Here is a 21,348-nt window from a genome sequence, read left to right as displayed (position 1 = left end):
TGACGCTGGCGGTTCATAGGTCGCTGGCATATCCCGTCTCACCGTTCAGGAGACGAGATACGGTTTTGTTTGTTGATTGCTGCCACTCCGGCGCCGCCCAACTAAAAGTCTCGGTGAACTTCGCGGTAGACAGCTGTGAATTGGTCGGACGCTTTGCCTTGGTCGGATAGTCAACGGTCGCGATGTCACGCACCCGGGCGTGGGGGCCGCCAAACACCTGGCTGGCGTCCAGGGCGTGGCGTGCAAACCCGCTCCAATTGGTCGCGCCAGTTCCTACCAGATGGTACGTGCCAAAGGAAGAAAAGCCCATGTCGGGACGCAGCATCGCCGCGGCATGCAAGATGGCGTCGGCGATATCAAGCGCCGACGTCGGATTGCCCCACTGGTCGGCGACGACAGGGATCTCGTCGCGGTCGCCGGCCAGCCGCAGCATGGTCTTGACGAAATTCTCGCCGAACGGGCTGTAGGCCCAGGCGGTACGCAGGATCAAATGACGTGGATTGGCGGCCGACACCGCTAGTTCTCCGGCAAGCTTGGAAGCGCCGTAGACGCTAAGCGGCGCGGTGGCGTCGGTCTCGACATAGGGGCCGTCCTTCGAACCGTCGAAGACATAGTCGGTCGAAAGATGGATGACGGGGACGCCAAGCCGTGCCGCCGCTTCGGCGACCTTGCCGGCGCCGACGGCGTTGATCGCAAAGGCCAGATCGGGCTCGTCCTCGGCCTGGTCGACGGCGGTGTAGGCAGCGGCCGACACCACGATATCCGGCCGCGCTGCCGCAAGCGCGTCGAACACGGTGTCGGGCCGCGCCAGATCGAGTGTCGGCCGGCCGACGGCGACAACCTCGATCCCGTCGCGCGCCTTCCCGGCCTCCAGCAGGCTGGCGGCGACCTGACCGTCGCGTCCGGTGACAACCAGCCTCACGCCGCGCCCTTCCTGCCTTCAACCTCGCCCCGGGACTGGACTTGGCCAAGCCGCTCGCCGGCGTAGCGCTGCTCGCGGATCGGCCCCCACCACCATTTGTTGTCGAGGAACCAGTCGACCGTCCTTGCAAGACCGCTATCGAAACTCTCAGCCGGCGCCCAGCCAAGGTCCCTGCCGATCTTGGAGGCATCGATGGCATAGCGGCGGTCGTGGCCGGGGCGATCGGTGACGAAGCTGATCAAATCGCGGTAGCTCCTGCCGCCCCTGCGCGGACGCCTGATGTCGAGCAGGTCGCAGATCGTCTCGACGACGCCAAGGTTGGTGCGTTCGGAATTGCCGCCGACATTGTAGCTCTCCCCCGGCTGACCCTTGGTGGCGACCAGTTCCAGGGCGCGGGCATGATCCTCGACGAACAGCCAGTCGCGCACATTGGCGCCGGCGCCGTAGACCGGCAGCGGCTTTTCATCGAGTGCGTTGAGGATCACCAGCGGGATCAGCTTTTCGGGAAAGTGATAGGGCCCATAATTGTTCGAGCAGTTGGAGAGCACGACCGGAAGGCCGTACGTCTCGTGCCAGGCCCGCACCAAATGGTCGGAAGCCGCCTTCGAGGCGGAATAGGGCGAGGACGGCGCGTAAGGCGTTTCCTCGACGAACATGCCGCCGTCGAACGGCAGATCGCCGAACACCTCATCGGTCGAGACATGGTGGAAGCGGAAGCGGGCTTTCCTGTCGTCGGCAAGCCCGCGCCAATATTCGAGCGTCGAATTCAGCACCTTGTAGGTGCCGACGATGTTGGTCTCGATGAAGGCGCCGGGTCCGTCGATCGAGCGGTCGACATGGCTTTCGGCGGCGAGATTCATGACGACGTCGATCTCGTCGCGGTGGAGGATGTCGAGGACCGCCCGCTCGTCACAGATGTCGGCCTGCGCAAATTTGTAGTTGTGCGCATTCTCGATCGTGCGCAGCGAGGCGAGATTGCCGGCATAGGTGAGCTTGTCGAGATTGGTCACATGGTAGGCCGGATTGGCGCACAAATGCCGGCACACCGCCGAGCCGATGAAGCCGGCACCGCCTGTCACCAGAAAATTCATGGCGCTCTCCTCACATCGTCGCGCGTCATGCGAACACCTCCGCCGTGGCAAGCGTCGGCGCCTTGAGGTCCTTGGCCGAGAGCTCGAAGGCGCCGGCTGGCGACGGCCAATCGATGCCGATATCGGGATCGTCGAAACGGATCGATCGGTCGTGCGCCGGCGAATAGGTGTCGGTGACCTTATACAGAACCTCGGTGTCCGGCACGAGCGTGACGAAGCCGTGCGCGAAACCCTTCGGCACCAGGATCTGATTGCCTTTCTCGGCCGATATTTCGAGCGCGACCCATTTGCCGAAGGTTTTCGAGCTGCGGCGAATGTCGACCGCGACGTCAAGAATCTTGCCTCTGATCACACGCAGCAACTTGTCCTGCGCGCGTGGGGGCAGCTGATAGTGAAGCCCCCGCACGACGCCCGCGGCCGCCGAATAGGAGTGATTGTCCTGGACGAAACGCAGATCGATGCCAGCTTCCGAAAAGCGCTCGGCATTCCAGGTTTCGATGAAATAGCCGCGCGCATCGCCGTGCCGCTTCGGCACGATCTCCAGCACGCCGTCGAGTCCGAGCTGCCTGACGTCCACTCTAAATCTCCGTCAGCTCGGTGACACGCCGGCGCAGATAGGCGGCGTATTCGTTCTTGCCCAGGCGCGTGGCGCGCTCAAGCACCTTGTCGGCGGTCAGCCAGCCCTGCTCGAAGGCGATTTCTTCGGGACAGGCGACCTTGATGCCCTGGCGGTGCTCGATGGTGCGCACGAAGGACGAGGCTTCATGCAGGCTGTCATGCGTGCCGGTGTCGAGCCAGGCATAGCCACGGCCGAGCTGATGCACATGCAACTGCCCGCGCTCGAGGTAGACGTTGTTGACCGCCGTGATCTCGAGCTCGCCGCGCGCCGAGGGCTTGATCGTCGAAGCGATGTCGACGACCTCGTTGTCGTAGAAATAGAGGCCAGTGACCGCCCAGTTGGACTTCGGCTTCTCAGGCTTTTCCTCGATCGTCAAAGCGGTGCCGCTGAGCTTGTCGAACGACACCACGCCATAGCGCTCCGGATCCTCGACATGGTAGGCGAACACCGACGCGCCGCTTTCACGCTGCGCGGCTGCGCGGCAGAGCTGTGACAGGCCCTCGCCGAAATAGATGTTGTCGCCGAGGATCATCGACACATTGTCCTTGCCGATGAAGTCACGGCCGATGATGAAGGCTTCCGCAAGCCCGTTGGGCTGCGGCTGTTCGGCGTAGGACAATTCGAGCCCGAATTCCGAACCGTCACCCAGCAACTCCCGAAAGATCGGCAAGTCGCGTGGTGTCGAAATGATCAGAATCTCTCTGATCCCGGCGAGCATCAAGACGCTCAACGGATAAAAAATCATCGGCTTGTCGTATATCGGCAGAATTTGCTTAGAGATCGCTAATGTTAGGGGATAAAGGCGCGTCCCGCTTCCTCCTGCAAGGATGATACCTTTCAACAAGCTCTCCTTGAATTGCCAGGCCCCCGCCCGAAATCAAGTTGACCGTGCTTAGGTTTCGTGCGGAGGCTTGTCAATTCAAACTCGGCCGTGGATCAGCACCAGAGTTGACCTGCATCTGCCGCCTCGCGGCAATTTTGACCGACTGGCCACAAGCTATTGACTGACCGGCCACAGGATGGCGATGCAATGGGCGCGGCGATTTGGCAAACCGGCTTCACGCCATCCTGGTGGACGCGTGACAACAAAAAGCCGGCGGGTCTTGGACCCGCCGGCTCGTTCCGTTGTCCAGTTTCAGGGCTGCTTCGGCAGCAGCGACCAGACGGCCGGCACCAGGCTGGCGGCGAGCGCCACCTTGATCAGATCGCCGAGGATGAACGGCAGGACACCGAACTGCCACGACTTTTCCACGCCGATGATTGTGGCCAACCAGGCAAAGCCCATGGCCATCATGACGATCTCGGCGACCAGCATGGCGTTGAACAGCTTGATCGGGTGGCGGTCCCAGCCGCGATCGGCGACCCAGCCGACAATTGCCGCCATGACGACGAAGCCGGCGAGATAACCACCGGTGCCGCCGATCATGTAGGCGATGCCGATGCCCTTTTCAGGCGTGCTCTGGAAGACCGGGAAGCCCATGGCGCCTTCGGCCATGTAGAGAAGCAGGGTAGCAACGCCAAGCCGCAGGCCAAATGCGGTGGCGATCAGCAGAACGGCCAGCGTCTGCATCGAGATGTCGACCGGCCCGAGCACGACTTTCGTCTTGGCCGACAGGGTCAAAAGCAGCGTTCCGGCGATCGCCAGCAAAAGCTGCGTTGCCAGGCGCTGCGCACCCTCCTGAGGCAAGGCGAGAGAAACAAGTGGGCGCATCGTCGTTGCAAGTGCCATGGTCTTCCCCAATCCGGATTGCCGCAGATGGCGGCCTCGCTTTTTCCTATATTGGCTTCCGTGCTATGCGGCAATCGCTTTTGCCGTCCCTTGACCGGAGCTCAACGACACCGCCATGGCGCTCAAATTCGACACCAGCTTCGATCCGGCCTATGGCCAGGGGGTCACCGTTGCGCCGGACGTGCAGCGCGTCACCGCCAAAAATCCCAGCCCCTTCACCTTTCACGGCACCAACAGCTACGTTGTTGGCCGCGAGACACTGGCAGTGATCGACCCGGGCCCCGACGACGATGCGCATTTCCAGACGCTGCTCGCGGTGATCGCAAACCGGCCGGTCAGCCACATTTTCGTCAGCCACACGCATCGCGACCATTCTCCGCTGGCCGCCCGGCTGAAGGAGCACACCGGTGCTGAAGTGCTGGCCGAAGGCCCGCATCGCCCGGCGCGGGCGCTCCGGATCGGCGAGATCAATCCGCTCGACGCCAGCGCCGACACGGCTTTCGTCCCGGACATGGCGCTGCCCGACGACGGGCTGATCGAGGGCGACGGCTGGGCGATCCGAACCGTGCTGACCCCGGGCCACACCGCCAATCACGCGGCATTTGCGCTGGAAGGCACCGGTATCCTGTTTTCGGCCGACCATGTGATGGCGTGGGCGACCTCGATCGTGGCGCCGCCGGACGGCGCGATGGCCGACTACATGGCCTCGCTCGACAGGCTGATCGCGCGCGGCGACCGCCTGCTGCTGCCCGGCCATGGCGGCCCGGTGACCGCGCCGCGCAACTTCATGCGCGGTCTCAAAACCCACCGCAAGATGCGCGAACGGGCGATCCTCGAGCGGATCCGCGGCGGCGACCGGACGATCCGGGACATGGTCAGGGCGATCTACAGGGACACTGACCAGCGCCTGCACGGCGCCGCCGCCCTGTCGGTGCTTGCCCATCTCGAGGATCTGGCGGCGCGCGGCCTGGTCAGCACGGAGGGCGAGCCGGCCATCGACGGGGTCTTTGTGCCGGTAGTCTAAGACTATTCAGCCGGCGCAGCACCCACCTGGCCCGCAACTTCCTGATCGAGCTCAGCGAGGAAGCCAACGATTCGCGCGGCATTGTCGCCGAGGTCGTAGCGGCCGTAGCGGGAGGCCGAGCGCATGTCGACGACGACCGAGTCGCCGTCATTGCTCACCCGGATGGCGATGTCGGCGGGCAGGCCGACCACGAAGCTCCGGGCCACTGCCGATATCGTCACCTCATCCTGACCGTCTGTCGCCGGGTATGGCGCGGTAAGCTGCCAATCGCGGCGGTCGAGCACGGTTTCGACGGCGTCGACGACGGTTTCGAACGGCAGATTATAGCTGTGGCCGGTGACCAGCGGATAGGCATCGGTTTGCAGGCGAGCCTCGCCCGGGGTTGGCGGCGCGAGCACGTTCATATCCTTGGTGCGGTCGCTGGTGTCGAGCACAGGCGGATTGTCGAGATCCGTCGAGATGTCCCTGAGCGGCGGTGTGGTCGCCGCCCAATAGGCGGCGATGCCGTAGGGCGCCAGCACCAGCAGCGCCAGCAAGGCACCGACCGAGAGGTCGCGGCCGCCGCGGTCGCCGAAATGCCACAACCTGGACAGAGCGAGGCCGGCAAACAGCAAGGCGAACGCGGCAAGCAGGGCGACAACCGCCAGCACCCACAGGAAGGCCGGCGTTTCGACCAGTTCGAAATGATGGCCGGCCAGCGCGGTCAGCAGCAGCACCAGGGCAAAAGCGCCCGTGCGCCGCGACCAGCCGGCCGCCGTCGATGTCTGCCGCTCGTCAACGTCCATTGTCTTCAGCACCGCCTCACCCCGCACAGAGGCTTAGAGCAAAGGCTGCTCAAATTGAACATCCCTTGCCTAACGTTTTCGACAGCCCAAAAACGCACGACCTCAATCAATCCGTCGGCAGGCGGTAGTCGCTGAACTGCTTGCGCAAGGTGATCTTCTGGATCTTGCCGGTGGCGGTGTGCGGGATTTCGCCGACAAACGCTATATCGTCCGGCATCCACCACTTGGCCACCTTGCCGTCCATGAAGGCCAGTATGTCGGCCTTGCTAGGCTCCTTGCCCGGCTTGGCGACCACGACCAGCAAGGGCCTCTCACCCCATTTCGAATGATGGACTCCGATTGCCGCGGCCTCGGCGACATCGGGATGGCCAACGGCGAGGTTTTCCAGGTCGATGGTCGAGATCCACTCGCCGCCCGACTTGATGACATCCTTGGCGCGATCGGTGATCTGCATATAACCGCCCGGATCGATATGGGCGACGTCACCGGTGTCGAACCAGCCGTCCTTGTCGAACTGCTCGGAGCCGACGCCGCCATAGTAGGCCCTGGCGATGGCCGGACCGCGCACCTTCAGCCGGCCGAAGGTCTTGCCGTCCCAGGGCAGTTCCTTGTCCTCGTCGTCCGTCACCTTCATTTCGACGCCGAAGGGCGGATAGCCCTGCTTGCCCTGGACATCGAGCCGGGCTTCGCCCTCGAGCTCTTGATATTGCGGCTTCATGGTGCACAGCGTGCCGAGCGGTGACATCTCGGTCATGCCCCAGGCATGGATAACCTCGACGCCGTAATTGTCCTGGAATTTCCTGGTGATGGCGCGCGGGCAGGACGAGCCGCCGATGACGACTTTGCTCAGATGGGGGAGTTTCTTGCCGGTCTCCTCCAGATGCTGCAGCAGCATCATCCACACGGTCGGCACGGCGGCGCTGAAGGTCACCTTCTCGGTGTCGAGCAGTTCGTAGATCGAGGCGCCGTCCATCTTGCAGCCGGGCATGACCAGCTTGGCGCCGATCATTGGCGCGCTTTGGCCAAGGCCCCAGGCATTGGCATGGAACATCGGCACGACGGGCAAGATGGTGTCCCGCGCCGAGATGCCCATGGCGTCAGGCATGGCGGCGATCATGGCGTGCAGCACATTCGAACGGTGGCTGTAGAGCACACCTTTGGGATCGCCTGTCGTGCCCGAGGTGTAGCACATGCCGGCGGCGGTGTTTTCAGGGAACGCCTTCCAGGCGAAGTCGCCATCGGCCTCGTTCAGCCAGTCCTCATAGGCGACCACATTCGGCAGCGTCGTCTCGGGCAGATGCGCTTTGTCGGTCAGCACGATCACCTTGCGCAGCGATTTGACCGCGCCGGCGATCTTTTCCAGCAGCGGCATGAATGTCAGGTCGACGAAGATCGCCCTGTCCTGCGCATTGTTCATGATCCAGACGATCTGCTCGGGAAACAGCCGCGGGTTCAGCGTGTGGTAGATGGCGCCGATGCCCATGATGCCATACCAGGCCTCGATGTGGCGCGCGGTGTTCCAGGCCAGGGTCGCGATGCGGTCGCCGAGAACAAAGCCATCGCGTTCGAGCCGTTGGGCAACCTTCAGCGCGCGGCGGTGGATCTCGGCATAGGTGGTGCGCACGACCGGACCTTCGATCGAGCGCGACACGATCTCTCGTGTTCCGTGCTGTCGCTCGGCATTGTCGATCAGCTTGTGGCAGAGCAGCGGCCATTCCTGCATCAATCCGAGCATCTGGTTCCTCCCATTGGTTCCTCGTTCTACCGTTTTTTGTTCCATTGTGAGACGAATGGGCCGATTGTCCAGCCATCAAGTCTCCAACCGTTAACGGCTGAAGCAAGCAGTGATCGAACGCTAGAGAAAACCGCCACAATCCGGCCATCGTCGGTGTTAACGTTCGTTAACGGGGCAAGGGGTGCGATTGGCGACTGAAAGAGGTTCGCATGGACGCGCAGCTCGACGACAGGCCGTTGGACGAGAGCCAGGCCGAAGACGTGCAGTTGGATGATATTCAACTCGACGACAACGAGCTTGAAGATACGCTGGCCGCAAGTCTGGCCGATCTGGTGCCGGAGGCCAAAAAGGTTTCCGAAGACGAGTTTGCCGAGGTGGTCGGCGGCGCCCTCGAGGCGGTCGGCGGGACGCTGCTGTTCAAAATGTGCGTCCAGAACGAGGGCGAAGGCCAGCATGTCGCGGCCGCGTCCATCGGTGACGGCGGCAATCGCCAGTTCCTGCTGCTCACCTTGCCGACCGGCGGTGGCGCGCTGAAGGTCGAGACCACGTCAAGAAGCACCAACCCGGTGGCCGGCATTGCCGCTGCCTATGCCGGCCTCATGGACGTCTTCAAGACCGCAGCCTGAGCGTTCGCTACGCGATCGTTTCAACGACTGACCAGGCACGCTGGCCTGCTACGATGGCCTTGCGCAACAGTTTCTCCGAACACACTTTAAAGGCGAGAGCAAATCCCCCGTCGCGCTCCCAACTGGACAAGGAGAACCCCCGCATGGACCAGATCGCCAACCCGGCCCCCGGCTTTCAGAGCAATCCGGCCAAGGTCATCACAGTCGAGCCTTATCGCGGCACGGTCGTCGTGCGCGCCGGCGATACGGTGATCGCCTCATCGACGCAGGCAACGCTTCTGTCCGAACCGCCCTACCCCCAGGTGCTCTACATCCCTTTCGCGGACATCGATTTCGGCCAACTCGCCAAAACCGCCCATTCGACGCATTGCCCCTACAAGGGCGACGCCAGCTACTGGAGCGTGCTGCCGGCCGGCGAGACCGGCAAGGACTCGATGTGGGGCTACGAGCAGCCTTTCGACGAAATGGCTGCTATTCGCGATCACGGCGCGTTCTATCCCAACAGGGTCACGATCGAAGCCACACCGGCCTGAGGGGCGCAACGTCGACAGCGTTGGTTGCGCCACATGCCTTGGAGATCGGCCGGAATGCACTTCGCGTCGTCATCCACGGGCGGAGCTGTAAGGCCCGGCTAGCTTCAGATGCCAGAGGTAGCGCTGTCGAACGGCGGATACGACTACCGCCGCCGCAACCTAATCCGTCGTGCCGTCATTGCCGACCCCATCGGCGTCGTCGAGGCGGACGAAGGTGAGGCCCTTGGCCTTGAGCGCCAGCAGACCTTGCACGACGCCCTCGCCGGCCGCGTGCGTCGGCTGGTTGATGTGGGCGATGATGACATCGCCATCCTTGGCGGCGGCGATGCGGCGGGCGGTTTGTTTTGCGCCGAGCAACGAGCCGCCATCGCCGTTTATCGAAAAGCCGGCGATCTTGAAGCCGAGCTTGCGGATCATGGCGATGGCCGACGGGCTGTATTCGGCGGTCGCGCCGCGGAACCATTTCGGCGCCGGCTCGCCGGTGCCGGCAAGAGCGGCCGCGCCCGACTCGACTTCGGCCTGCACCGCTTCAGGGCTGCCGGCGCTGCGGATGCCGTAGATTTTCTGCGGCGTGTCGACGGCCGGGATGTGATGGCCGCCATGGTTTTCCAGTTCGAACAGATCGGGATGCGCGCGCATGATCTCGACGGCGGCGGCGTTGCGCTTCAGCCAGATGCCGGTGACGAAGATCGTCGCCGGAATCCGGTTCTCCACCAGCGCCGAGAGGATCCGGGTGTCGGTCTGCCCGCCGCAGGCGTCGAGCGTCAGCGCGACGCGGCCTGCACCAACGCTGTCCTCAGCCTTGAGGCGCAGCGTCGGCTCGACAAGCGGCGCGGCATGGGCCGAAGACACGGCCAAGATAGATAGCGCCAAGGCGCAAAGCAGCTTTTGCAAGGGATGCCTGTCTCGTTTCGGAATCGGCGTCGTCATAGCCGCATCCCAAGACCGGCAACAAGGCGGAAATCGGGATATCAGCCATGAGAAAAGCTGATATCCCGACAATGTGACCGCCGCGCACCGTCAGACGGCGTGTTCCAGCTCCACTTGCGTGCGCGACAGGATCTCCCGCACCGCTGCGACGACCGGCTCGACCTCGAGGCGCCAGACGCAGCAGGCCTTGCTGGGATCGAGCGGATTGCACAGGCTGCCCGCCATACAATTGCACGGCATGGACGGCTGCAAAGCGACGCTGGGCACGCCGACCGGCCCCCATATGGCCGGGCTGGTGAGGCCGTACAGGCCGACCACCGGCGTTCCCGCGGCTGCGGCCATGTGCATTGGGCCGCTCTCATTGCCGACAAACATGCGCGCCTGCTGCAACATCGCCAGCAGTGTTTCCAGCGACAGCGCACCGACGAGGTTGACGATCGGCGACGTGGCCCTGGCCAGGATCTGCTCGGCCGGCCTGCGCTCGTCCGGTCCGCCGACGAGCACAAAATCCAGTCCGGTCTCGCGCGCAAACGCGTCGATCACGGCGGCAAAGCGTTCCGGCTGCCAGCGTCGGCCGTGAAAACTCGCGCCGGCATGCACGGCGATGAAACCGTTTGGCCGCAGGCGGTGTTTGTCCAGCAATGCATGGGCTCGCGCGGTCTCCAGCGGCAAGGGCCGGATCGACGGCGCGCGCACGCGCAAGCCGACGCCAAGCGGCTCGAGCGGCGAAAGATAGCGGTAGAGGTAGTGCTGCTCGCCAAAGCCGAACGGCCTGGCAAACAGATTCGCCGGCTGACGCTCATGCCAGCGCAGCGGCCTTTCCGGAGGGTTGTAGCCGATGCGGGTCCTGGCATTGAGGAGCCTGACGATGATGCGCGAGGTCTTTGAATCGGTGAGGTCGATGGTCAGGTCGAAGCGGAACCGGCGCAGCTTGCTGATCATCGAATAGAGTTCGCGCCCACGCTCCAGCGGGGTGCCGCGCATGGCCGTGCGGCGGAAGGTCACGACCTCCGAGGCGATGCCGTGCGCGGTCACGAAACTGGCGAGGCGAGCCTCGCAGAGAAAGACGATCCGGACGCCGGGATATTCGAGCTGCAGGTTCCTGGCGAGCGTGGAGGATAAAACAATATCGCCGATGAACTTGGTCTGGATGATCAGGATCGAGCGGAAGGGTTTGGGCGAAATCTGCAACATCTGTTTCTCGGCACCGGGCGGGTTGGGGGGCCGTGAAATTGGGCAGAAACGATGTCGGGATTGCGTGCGTGGGCGCGCACATCAGCGTGAATTTGCTTACAAAATCGTAAGCTTGGCGCCAAACGGCCGCCCTTGGGACGGCCGTTTGGTCGACGCGGAAAGAACTATGTCGAAATCAGGATGCCGCGGCGCTCTTTTTGAGGCGCGGCACTGCTGTCTTGGCAATCTGCACCGCGGCTTGCGCGGCGGCTAATCTTGCGATCGGAACGCGGTAGGGCGAGCACGAGACATAGTCGAGGCCGACCTCTTCGCAAAAGCGGATCGAGGCCGGATCGCCGCCATGCTCGCCGCAAATGCCGAGCTTGATATCTGGCCGCGTTGCCCTGCCCTTTTCAGCCGCCATACGCACCAGTTCGCCGACACCCTCGATGTCGAGCGAGACGAACGGATCCTGCTCGATGATACCCTTCTGCCGGTAGGTCTCGAGGAAGGACGCCGCATCGTCGCGCGAAATGCCGAAGGTGGTCTGGGTGAGGTCGTTGGTGCCGAAGGAAAAGAACTCGGCTGACTCGGCGATGACGTGGGCGCGGATCGCCGCGCGAGGGAGCTCGATCATCGTGCCGGTGAGATAGTCGATCTTGACGCCGGTCTCTTCCATCACGCTTTTTGCCACGGCATCAATGCGTGCCTTGACGTAATCGAGTTCCTTCACCAGGCCGACCAGCGGCACCATGATCTCGGGAACCACTAGCGCGCCGGCCTTCTTGCCGGCCTCGACCGCGGCCTCGAAAATGGCGCGCGCCTGCATCTCGGCGATCTCGGGATAGGAGACGGCGAGCCGGCAGCCGCGATGGCCGAGCATCGGGTTGAACTCGTGCAAGGCCTCGGTGCGCTGCCTGAGCTTGTCGGGCGAGACATTCATGGCAGCGGCGACTTCCGCCACTTCCGCTTCGGTCTTTGGCAGGAATTCATGCAGCGGCGGATCGAGCAGCCGGATCGTCACCGGCAGGCCGGCCATGATCTCGAACAGTTCGAGGAAATCCGAACGTTGCATGGGAAGAAGTTTGGCCAAAGCGGTGCGGCGGTCCTTCTCGGTATCGGCCAGGATCATCTCGCGCATGGCGACGATGCGCTCGCCGTCGAAGAACATGTGCTCGGTGCGGCAGAGACCAATGCCTTCGGCGCCGAAGGAGCGCGCCATGCGCGCATCGAGCGGCGTCTCGGCGTTCGTGCGCACTTTCATGCGGCGCGCCGCATCGGCCCATTCCATGATGGCGGCGAAATCGCCCGACAGTTCGGGCTGCAGCATCGACACGGCGCCCTTCAGCACCTGGCCGTTGCTGCCGTCGATGGTGATGATGTCGCCCTTGCGGAAGGTCTGGCCCATCGACATCAGGGTGCCGGCCTTGTAGTCGACGCGCAGCGAGCCGGCGCCCGACACGCAAGGCTTGCCCATGCCGCGCGCCACCACGGCGGCATGGCTGGTCATGCCGCCGCGCGTGGTCAGGATGCCCTCCGAAGCATGCATGCCGTGAATGTCTTCGGGGCTGGTTTCGATGCGCACCAGGATCGCCTTGCGACCTTGCGTCTTCAGCTCCTCGGCATCGGCGGACGAGAAGACGATCTCGCCGGTGGCGGCCCCCGGCGAAGCAGGCAGGCCCATGCCGATGACGTCGCGCGCGGCCTTGGGGTCGATGGTCGGATGCAAGAGCTGGTCGAGGGAGGCTGGGTCGATGCGGGCTACCGCCTCCTCCTTCGTGATCAGCCCGTCCCTGGCCATCTCGACGGCAATCTTTAGCGCCGCCTTGGCGGTGCGCTTGCCGGAGCGCGTCTGCAGCATCCACAATTTGCCGCGCTCGATGGTAAATTCGAGATCCTGCATGTCGCGGTAGTGCTGTTCCAGGCGGTCGGAGATGTCGACGAAGGAGCGGAACGCGTCCGGCATCAGCTTCTGCAGCGACGGCTTGTCGGAACCGGCGGCGATGCGCGCCGCCTCGGTGATGTTCTGCGGCGTGCGGATACCGGCCACGACATCCTCACCCTGCGCGTTCACCAGGAACTCGCCATAGAGCATCTTTTCGCCGGTCGAGGGATTGCGGGTGAAGGCAACGCCGGTGGCCGAGGTTTCGCCCATATTGCCGAACACCATGGCCTGGACGTTGACCGCCGTGCCCCAGCTTTCCGGGATGTCATGCAGGCGCCGGTAGGTGATGGCGCGGTTGTTCATCCAGCTCGAAAACACGGCGCCGATCGCGCCCCAGAGCTGCTCGTGCGGATCCTGCGGAAACGGCTTGTCGAGTTCCTCCTCGACCTTGGCCTTGTAGAGCGCAATGACGTCCTGCCATTCCTCAGCCGTCAGTTCGGTGTCGAGCTCGTGGCCGAGGCTCGCCTTCTGGTCCTCGAGGATCTCCTCGAACACTTCGTGGTCGAGCCCCATGACGACATCGGAATACATCTGGATGAAGCGGCGATAGCTGTCATAGGCAAAGCGGGCATCGCCGGAATCGGTGGCCAGCGCTTCGACTGTCTCGTCGTTGAGGCCAAGATTGAGCACGGTGTCCATCATGCCCGGCATCGAGGCGCGGGCCCCGGAGCGTACCGAGACCAGCAGCAGTTTCGACGGATCGCCGAAACGACGCCCGGTCAGTGCGCCGATATGGTCCAGCGCCTTGACGACGTCGGCCTTCAACGTGGCCGGATACGATTTGCCGTTGGCGTAATAGGCGTTGCAGACGTCGGTGGTCAGGGTGAAGCCCGGCGGCACCGGCAGGCCAAGACTGCACATCTCGGCCAGGTTGGCACCCTTGCCGCCGAGATGATTGCGGTCGCCGGCACGGCCTTCCGCGGCACCATCGCCGAAGGTGTAGACCCATTTGGTCATGCTCGCCCTCCAAGTCCTCGGAAGATAGACAACACTTCCCCGGAAGATAGACAACACCGGGGCCAAGGCCCGGTTCCCCCTATTCCGACCCGAGCGTTATTATGCTGCAGTGCGAAAGGCAAGGCGTGGTCAGCCAGGCCTCGGCCACTACAATCGATTAAGCAAAAGCTGCGTCAAAAAGACTTGCCGACCAGCCCATCCGCGATATAGAACATAACACGAACAGAGTTGGGAGTAGCGTGATGAAACTCAACGGAAAACTCGACTATCTCGAATTGCCTGCGACCGGCGGGACGCTGGACAGCGTCAAGGCTTTCTACAGCGCGGCCTTCTCGTGGTCGTTCACCGATTACGGGCCGACCTATTCGGCATTTGGCGAAGGGCTCGACGGCGGCTTCCAGGCCGATGGCACGGAGGCGCCGGCCAAACCGTTGCCGGTGCTTTATTCGCAGGATCTGGAAGCAACCTTCGACGCTGTCGAAAATGCCGACGGCACGATCGTCAGGCCGATCTTCTCGTTTCCGGGCGGCAGGCGGTTCCACTTCACCGATCCGGCCGGCAATGAACTGGCGGTGTGGGGCGAATAGAGATCACCGTGCCAAGCGGTGGATCAGTTTTGCACAGGGGGCCAACTCGGCATTGAGCTTTCCACCGGCTCGTCCTATAAGGCCGCGCGCAGCGGGTCGCCTGCTGGGGCGTCGCCAAGTGGTAAGGCATCGGTTTTTGGTACCGACATTCCCAGGTTCGAATCCTGGCGCCCCAGCCAATTCACATGCCTCTCGGAATCAATGATTTACAGACGCCGTGAATGGCTGCCGTCAGGGACTATCCGAGTCCCCACACAACCCGACTCTATCCACAGAGCCGGGCCGTGCGAAGAGGATCAATAGTCGTTGTCGTCCTGGATGATAACGTGATGATGCCGATGATGGCGACGCTCGATCGAGCCGGTCACGATAACAGTATCCGGGCGATGATGTCTGCGGCCGTGGTCGTAGAAGGCAACCGTGCCGTGTTTACGGTGATGAAGGCGTTGACCCTGGTCATTGATGACCTTGACGGTCTTGTGATGATGTCGATGATGGGTGGTGATGATTACGTCGGCTTCGGCTGCCGACGCTATCGTCGGCATCGCAATGAACAGCGCCAATGCGCTCACGATCATTGTTTTCATTGCAATATCTCCATCTGCTAATTATCCCTTCGCGGAGATAACCGCGTCCCGTCCCTTTGGTTCCGAGTGGCGGCGTCGGGTCACGCGGCGCGATCAGTGACCGCTGCTGCCGAGCATTGCGGCATGTCGAAAGAGGGAATTTCGCCACCAGGCCTTGTTGGCAGGACGCTCTTTCAGAGCCGACCGAGGCGTTGCGCAACTCGGCAAAGCAGCGCTGCCCACGACCTCCATATCGTCGCGTTCGATCACCTGAGCTGTGCTGTGAAGCATCTGCCTTGTGAGGAAGAGTCGGCACACGTCTTCCGGAAGACGACCAATCAGGCCGTCTCAGATGCCGTAAGCAAGTGCAAAATAGGCCACCGGTGCCAAGATCAGAAAAATCCCCATCACGATAAGCACGGCGATCGCCAGGCCCTCTGTTCGCCTGACAAGGTCAGCGACCTTGTCATCGTCAGCCGACTGTATGAGGTCAAGTACCGAAGAAACTTCAGGAGGGCTGTCGTTGTCGTTCGCGGGTCGGGTCGCCCCTTCACGCACTGATCTCTGGACAAAGGTCACTGTTGGCCTCGTTATCGAATACGCCCCGCCGCTTGGCGGTGCCACAACAATCGGGCGCCCGCTAGTCTTTGCAGAATGGCGGGCACCCGATTGACCGCCGATGAAGGGACTCATACTCGGCAGCCTGCTTGCAATGTATTGGGAGGGCATAGGTTGCCGCCTCCAGACCTATGGCTGTGACCCCAGGACTTCAGTCATATCCTGTTCCGACCTTGGTCCGCAGTTCGACGAAGGGGTGGCGGCATTTTGTTTTAACGCAGAAGAACGCGGGAACATTAGTAGGCTCTGATGAGTTCACTCTCAGCAACACAATTTCGGGAGAGATATCGTGAACAACATAATCTGGCTCGTCGGAGCAGTCGTCATCGTGATTGCGATACTGAGCTTCTTTGGCCTCCGATAGACGTCGTGTCTGCCGAATTGGGACAGACACAAACTCGCTTGCTCAACTTTTTTTGGGAGAATGAGTTGAGGGCGCCGTGCGTCCTATTTCAGCAACCGGAGTTGCGCGTTGACCCGACATGATAATCCGGCCGTCAGTTCGTCTTGCGGCCAAAGGCGCGAGCGGTGCGGCCAAGCTTGACTGATTTCGCCATCCATTGCGACGGGCATCGTCCATTGCGACGGGCATCGGTTGGCGAATTTCTTGGGGCGCTCCGACATCGCATCACTGGGCCTGAAGTGATGCAGCACGCTATGAGGCCACCGCCAGGTAGTCCCATAGCGTGAGTTCCCCTTCCCTACGCCAAGGCAGGCTCGGGGATGGTAGTTGCGCCGCCATTGCCTCGCTTCGGCAAGAGCGGGCCGCAAGATTTTTTTGAGATTGCCGGAGCAACTTGTCGGCGCGCTTTCCGCATCGCCGATGACCGCTCAACGGGTTCTTCCTGTTATTGCGTTTTCCAGGTCGCGTCGCGGTTTGTTCCAATGTGTCCAGTGCGGTTTGGCATCGCCTGGTTCTGGAATGCTGAGGCGCTGGCGATCATCTCATGACCTATTTCGCCAGCCATTCCGAGCGGTACCAATCGACGAATTTCTTCAGGCCGTCCTCGATCGAAATGCTGGGGCGAAAGCCGAAATCGCGCTCCAGCGCCGTCATGTCGGCATAGGTCTGCTCGACATCGCTGGTCTGCATCGGCTCGTTGTTGCGGATGGCTTTGACGCCGAGCAGGCGCTCCAGCGTGGCGATGAAATCGTCGAGGCGCTCCGGGCGGTTGTTGCCGACATTGTAGATCCGGCACGGCGGCGCCTCGACCGGCGGCTTGTCGAGCACGGCGACAATGGCGCGTACGACGTCGTCTATATAGGTGAAATCGCGCCACATCTCGCCATCGTTGAAGACGCGGATCGGTCTGCCCTCCAGCATCGCCTGGGTGAACAGCCAGTAGGCCATGTCGGGCCGGCCCCAGGGACCGTAGACGGTGAAGAAACGCAGCCCGGTCTGCGGCAGGCCGAAGAGATGAGCGTAGGTATGGCTCATCAGCTCGTCGGCCTTCTTGGTGGCGGCGTAGAGCGACACCGGCCTGTCGACCTGGTCGGTTTCCGCAAATGGTACCTTGCGGTTGCCGCCATAGACCGAGCTCGACGAGGCATAGACCAGATGCTCGAAGCCGACTGCCGCGCGGCAGAATTCGAGCACTTCGAGGTGGCCGACGACGTTGGAGCGGACATAGAGCCTAGGATTGTCCAGCGAATGGCGTACGCCCGCCTGCGCTGCCAGATGCACGACCTTGACGATGCCTTGCCCGGCGAGCGCATCGGCGAGCGCGCCCTGCTCAGCGATGTCGAGCTGGTGAAAGGAAAAACCCTTGTGTGGCTTGAGACGCGCGAGCCGGCCCTCTTTGAGCGCCAGGTCGTAATAGTCGTTCATGTTGTCGACGCCGACGACGGCTTCGCCGCGGTTCAGCAAATGATGGCAGACATGGCTTCCGATGAACCCCGCGGCTCCGGTGACGAGTACAGGCAACAACGTTCTCCAGGCACATGACCAAGCCAGCCATCAGAGGCGATTGGCTGCATTCCATTGGTGCTATAGTCGAAAGCCGAGATTGAGGCCATTGGCCAAGCTGACGCGTCAGCTCGCCTCGCGCATCGCCTCGGCGGCCTGCAGATCGACCGATACCAGCTGGCTGACGCCCTGCTCGGCCATGGTTACGCCGAACAGCCGGTTCATGCGCGCCATGGTGATCGGGTTGTGGGTGATGATGACGAAGCGCGTCTCGGTGGTGGCGGCCATCTCATCCATCAGGTTGCAGAAACGCTCGACATTGTGATCGTCGAGCGGCGCGTCGACTTCGTCGAGCACGCAGATCGGCGCCGGGTTGGTCAGGAACACGGCAAAGATCAGCGACATCGCCGTCAGCGCCTGCTCGCCGCCCGAGAGAAGCGTCATCGTCTGCGGCTTCTTGCCGGGCGGGCGCGCCAGGATTTCGAGGCCGGCTTCGAGCGGGTCGTCGGATTCGATCAGCTGCAGTTCAGCCGTGCCGCCGCCGAACAGATGCGAGAACAGCCGCTGGAAATGGCCGTTGACGACGTCGAAGGCGGCGAGCAGACGCTCGCGGCCCTCGCGGTTCAGGCTCTGGATGGCTTGCCTGAGCTTGCGGATCGCCTCGATAATGTCCTCGCGCTCGGAAACGATGGTCTCCAGCCGGTCGGACAATTCCTTCTGCTCTTCCTCGGCGCGCAAATTGACGGCGCCGAGCCGCTCACGCTCGACCTTCAGTCGGTCGAGCTGGCGCTCGATGTCGGCCATTTCCGGCATCGGACTGTCGACCTCCAGCCCGGTATGGCGAATGACCAGATGCGGCGGCGTGTTCAGCGTTTCCTGGATGCGGGCCTCGACCTCGAGCCGGCGTTCGTCGGCCGCGGTCAGCCGCTCCTCGGCGCGGACGCGGGTTTCGCGGGCATCGGCCAGCGACTGGATCGCCGCGGTGGCGGCCTTGTCCAGCTCGGCCTGCTTGTTTTCGGCCTCCTGCAAACGGTCGGCCGCCGCCTTGCGCAAGGTTTCGGCCTCGGTCAGCTGCGACAGCAGCGCGCGGCGCCTGGCGTCGATCTCGTCGGGCGCGTCGGCCAGCGTTTCGCGCTCGGCCTCGGCTTCGGCCCTGCGCTCGCCGAGCGAGGCGATCTGGGTGGAGGCGTTTTCGGCCCGCTGCAGCCAGCTGCTGCGCTCGGCGCCGATGGCGTCGAGCCGGCGCGTGCGCGCCTCGGCCTCGCGCCTCAAACCCTCATGGACGGCGCGCGCGTCGGCAAGGGTCGCGCGGTCCCTGCCGACATTGGCGGCGGATTGTTCGAGCTGCAACTGCAAGTCGCCGAGATCGGGCGCGTCCTGCAGCAGCATTTCGGCTTCGGCAAAGGCAGCGGCCGTCTCTTCATGGCTGTCGACGATGCGCGCCCGCGCCTCGTCCAAAGCGGCACGGCGGCTCGCCAGCTCGCCGCCGGCCTTTTCGGCCTCGGCCAAAGCGTTGCGGGCGGCGTCCAGCCCGTGCTGGGCATCGCGCCCGGCCTGGCGAGCATTGCGTTCAGCTTCGCTTGCCTGGCGCAGCGCCTGTTCGGCCTGGGCAAGGGCGGCTTCGGCCTCGCGCACGACCTGCGTCGCCTGCACCGCTTCGGCGTCGAGCTCGGCCAACCGGTTCTTCTGCGCCAGCCGCTGCGCGGCAGCGGTCGGCGCATCGGCGCTGGCGGTGAGCCCGTCCCAGCGCCATAGCGCGCCGTCGCGACTGACCAGCCGCTGGCCGGGCGCAAGCAGTGCCTGCAGCCGGCGGCCGTCAGCAGCATCGACGATGCCGATCTGCGCCAGCCGGCGGGCAAGCTGCGATGGCGCGCTGACCACGCTGGCAAGGCTCTTGATGCCCTCCGGCAGAGCCGCATCGCCCGGCTGGACCTGGCTTTCGCCCCAATGCACCGGCGCGCTGCGGTCGAGCGGGAAGTCGAGGTCTTCGCCAAGGGCAGCACCCAGGGCCGTTTCATAGCCGCGCTCGACGCTGAGCTGTTCGAGCACGGATGGGAAAAGATCGCCACTGGCGGCGTTCAGGATCTTGGCAAGCGTGCGGGCTTCGGTCTCGATACCGGCGAGTTCCGCCTTGGCGTCCTGCAGCGGCGGACGGGCGGCACTCTCAGTCTCGCGCGCCTCGGCGACCGCCTGTTCGGCAGCAACGGCGCCGGCCTCGGTTTCCTCCAGCCGGGCAAGCGCGTCCTCGACCAGCGCACGCTTCTCGGCGGGATCGGGCAAGCCGGCGACTTTGGAGATGATCTCGGACAGTTCGCGGTCGACGTCGGCCAGCTGGCGGCCAAAACGGTCGCGGCGTTCGGCGGTTTCGCGCAGCGTACGCTCGATCTGGTTTCGCGAGGCGGCGGCTTCGGCCCGTTCGGCGGTCAGCGCAGCGAGTTTTGCTTCACTTTGGGCGAGCGTCGCGCCGGCCTGCTCGAAAGCGGCCCGCGTGGTGGCCTCACGTTCGGCGGCGCCGGCATTTTCGGAATTGAGCGTGGCTTCTTCCTCGCGCAGGCGCTCGAGAATGTCCGCATTATCGCGCACCATGCGCTCCTCGCGGGCGATGTCGCCATCCAGTTGCTGCAGCCGGCGCTCGAGCTCGGCCTGGCGGGCGCGGATGCGGCCGGCCTCCTCCTCGATCTGCGCCTTGGCGATCGACAGGCGCTGGAAGGCGGCGGCGGCAGCGGCTTCAGCGTCGCGCAGGTCGGGCAGCCGGTGGGCGGCGATGCCTTGCTCGCGGGCGGCAGCCATCTGCGCAGCGGCGCGGTCGCCGACCAGAGCAGTGGCAATGGCGAGTGCCGAGCGCGCCTCGCCCTCCTGGGTCTTGGCCAGTGTCCAGCGCAAATGCAAAAGCGTGGCTTCCGCCTTGCGGATATCGGCCGACAGGTTCTTGAAGCGGGAGGCCTGGCGCGCCTGGCGCTTCAGGCTTTCGATCTGGCTCTCCAGCTCGCCGACGACGTCGTCCAGCCGTTCAAGGTTCTGTTCGGCCGCCTTCAGCCGAAGCTCGGCCTCATGCCGGCGCGTGTGCAGGCCAGAAATGCCGGCCGCTTCTTCGAGCAGCGCGCGGCGCGCCTGCGGCTTGGCCTGGATCAATTCGCCGATGCGGCCCTGGCCGACCATCGAGGGCGAGCGGGCGCCGGTCGACTGGTCGGCGAACAGAAGCTGCACGTCCTTGGCGCGGGCTTCCTTGCCGTTGATGCGGTAAAGCGAACCTGCCTCGCGCTCGATGCGGCGCGATACCTGCAGTTCATCGGCGTCGTTGAAAGCGGCGGGCGCGGTGCGGTCGCTATTGTCGAGGAACAGCGTGACTTCGGCGGTGTTGCGGGCCGGGCGCGTTCCCGAGCCGGAAAAGATCACGTCGTCCATGCCGGACGCGCGCATGTTCTTGTACGAGCTTTCGCCCATCACCCAGCGCATCGCCTCGACAAGGTTCGACTTGCCGCAGCCATTCGGCCCGACAATACCGGTCAGGCCGCGTTCGATGACGAACTCGCCGGGTTCGACGAAGGACTTGAAGCCGAGGAGGCGAAGGCGCGAAAACTTCATTCGCGCCTGCCTGGAAG

General features: G+C 63.6%; 18 protein-coding genes and 1 tRNA gene. 5 read left to right on the top strand and 14 right to left on the bottom strand.

The genetic code is table 11. From position 1 onward, the window contains the following. Nucleotides 1–13 precede the first annotated feature (13 nt). The 5 genes from rfbD to ACWGTO_RS05475 all read right to left on the bottom strand — a co-directional run bounded on the left by rfbD (nt 14) and on the right by ACWGTO_RS05475 (nt 4,361). Nucleotides 14–922, bottom strand: coding sequence for a dTDP-4-dehydrorhamnose reductase (gene rfbD, locus ACWGTO_RS05495; RefSeq protein ID WP_454573840.1), 909 nt, complete (start codon nt 920–922; stop codon nt 14–16). Further along, complete coding sequence (rfbB, locus tag ACWGTO_RS05490; RefSeq protein WP_454573839.1) at nt 919–2,013, bottom strand: dTDP-glucose 4,6-dehydratase; 1,095 nt, start codon at nt 2,011–2,013, stop codon at nt 919–921. Before rfbB ends, rfbD begins: the two co-directional genes overlap by 4 nt. Before the next feature lie 25 nt (nt 2,014–2,038). Continuing rightward, the gene (rfbC, locus tag ACWGTO_RS05485; RefSeq protein ID WP_454573838.1) at nt 2,039–2,590 is read right to left on the bottom strand and encodes a dTDP-4-dehydrorhamnose 3,5-epimerase; all 552 of its coding nucleotides are present in this window, start codon (nt 2,588–2,590) and stop codon (nt 2,039–2,041) included. A gap of 1 nt (nt 2,591) precedes the next feature. Next, nucleotides 2,592–3,473, bottom strand: coding sequence for a glucose-1-phosphate thymidylyltransferase RfbA (gene rfbA / locus ACWGTO_RS05480; protein ID WP_454573837.1), 882 nt, complete (start codon nt 3,471–3,473; stop codon nt 2,592–2,594). Nucleotides 3,474–3,767: 294 nt separating this feature from the next. After that, entirely contained in the window at nt 3,768–4,361 is a 594-nt protein-coding gene (locus ACWGTO_RS05475; RefSeq protein ID WP_454573836.1) for a biotin transporter BioY, read from the bottom strand. A gap of 115 nt (nt 4,362–4,476) precedes the next feature. Here ACWGTO_RS05475 and ACWGTO_RS05470 point away from each other — a divergent pair, with 115 nt between their 5' ends. Beyond that, nucleotides 4,477–5,385, top strand: a complete 909-nt coding sequence (locus ACWGTO_RS05470; RefSeq protein WP_454573835.1) for an MBL fold metallo-hydrolase — start codon at nt 4,477–4,479, stop codon at nt 5,383–5,385. A 2-nt stretch (nt 5,386–5,387) separates the two neighbouring features. Here ACWGTO_RS05470 and ACWGTO_RS05465 read toward each other — a convergent pair whose 3' ends face one another. Continuing rightward, nucleotides 5,388–6,170, bottom strand: a complete 783-nt coding sequence (locus ACWGTO_RS05465; RefSeq protein ID WP_454573976.1) for a DUF1499 domain-containing protein — start codon at nt 6,168–6,170, stop codon at nt 5,388–5,390. A 106-nt stretch (nt 6,171–6,276) separates the two neighbouring features. After that, entirely contained in the window at nt 6,277–7,905 is a 1,629-nt protein-coding gene (locus ACWGTO_RS05460; RefSeq protein WP_454573834.1) for a fatty-acid--CoA ligase, read from the bottom strand. A 209-nt stretch (nt 7,906–8,114) separates the two neighbouring features. Between ACWGTO_RS05460 and ACWGTO_RS05455 the strand changes: the two genes are divergently transcribed. Then, on the top strand, nt 8,115–8,531 hold the full coding sequence (locus ACWGTO_RS05455) for a hypothetical protein (protein WP_454573833.1): 417 nt from the start codon (nt 8,115–8,117) through the stop codon (nt 8,529–8,531). Nucleotides 8,532–8,674: 143 nt separating this feature from the next. Next, nucleotides 8,675–9,064, top strand: a complete 390-nt coding sequence (locus tag ACWGTO_RS05450) for a DUF427 domain-containing protein (protein ID WP_454573832.1) — start codon at nt 8,675–8,677, stop codon at nt 9,062–9,064. 159 nt (nt 9,065–9,223) lie between these two features. Here ACWGTO_RS05450 and ACWGTO_RS05445 read toward each other — a convergent pair whose 3' ends face one another. From ACWGTO_RS05445 to ppdK, 3 genes are all read right to left on the bottom strand, one after another. Beyond that, complete coding sequence (locus ACWGTO_RS05445; protein WP_454573831.1) at nt 9,224–9,994, bottom strand: polysaccharide deacetylase family protein; 771 nt, start codon at nt 9,992–9,994, stop codon at nt 9,224–9,226. Between the two features lie 90 nt (nt 9,995–10,084). Next, nucleotides 10,085–11,188 (bottom strand): glycosyltransferase family 9 protein, encoded by a 1,104-nt coding sequence (locus ACWGTO_RS05440; protein ID WP_454573830.1) that lies wholly within the window; start codon nt 11,186–11,188, stop codon nt 10,085–10,087. Nucleotides 11,189–11,363: 175 nt separating this feature from the next. Further along, nucleotides 11,364–14,069, bottom strand: a complete 2,706-nt coding sequence (gene ppdK / locus ACWGTO_RS05435) for a pyruvate, phosphate dikinase (RefSeq protein WP_454573829.1) — start codon at nt 14,067–14,069, stop codon at nt 11,364–11,366. A gap of 242 nt (nt 14,070–14,311) precedes the next feature. Here ppdK and ACWGTO_RS05430 point away from each other — a divergent pair, with 242 nt between their 5' ends. Continuing rightward, on the top strand, nt 14,312–14,656 hold the full coding sequence (locus tag ACWGTO_RS05430; protein ID WP_454573828.1) for a VOC family protein: 345 nt from the start codon (nt 14,312–14,314) through the stop codon (nt 14,654–14,656). A gap of 104 nt (nt 14,657–14,760) precedes the next feature. Beyond that, a tRNA-Gln gene (locus tag ACWGTO_RS05425) sits at nt 14,761–14,835 on the top strand. A gap of 117 nt (nt 14,836–14,952) precedes the next feature. Here ACWGTO_RS05425 and ACWGTO_RS05420 read toward each other — a convergent pair. The 4 genes from ACWGTO_RS05420 to smc form a co-directional block, all read right to left on the bottom strand. Next, complete coding sequence (locus ACWGTO_RS05420) at nt 14,953–15,243, bottom strand: hypothetical protein (RefSeq protein WP_454573827.1); 291 nt, start codon at nt 15,241–15,243, stop codon at nt 14,953–14,955. A gap of 327 nt (nt 15,244–15,570) precedes the next feature. Then, nucleotides 15,571–15,801: a hypothetical protein gene (locus ACWGTO_RS05415; RefSeq protein ID WP_454573826.1), complete on the bottom strand. Its 231-nt coding sequence runs from the start codon at nt 15,799–15,801 to the stop codon at nt 15,571–15,573. A gap of 991 nt (nt 15,802–16,792) precedes the next feature. Beyond that, nucleotides 16,793–17,764: an NAD-dependent epimerase/dehydratase family protein gene (locus ACWGTO_RS05410; protein ID WP_454573825.1), complete on the bottom strand. Its 972-nt coding sequence runs from the start codon at nt 17,762–17,764 to the stop codon at nt 16,793–16,795. Between the two features lie 108 nt (nt 17,765–17,872). Next, complete coding sequence (gene smc, locus ACWGTO_RS05405; protein ID WP_454573824.1) at nt 17,873–21,331, bottom strand: chromosome segregation protein SMC; 3,459 nt, start codon at nt 21,329–21,331, stop codon at nt 17,873–17,875. Between the last annotated feature and the right edge of the window lie 17 nt (nt 21,332–21,348).

This window comes from Mesorhizobium sp. PL10, from assembly GCF_053714315.1.
Note: the sequence above shows the minus strand (reverse complement) of the source record. Positions and strands in the feature narration are given on the sequence as shown.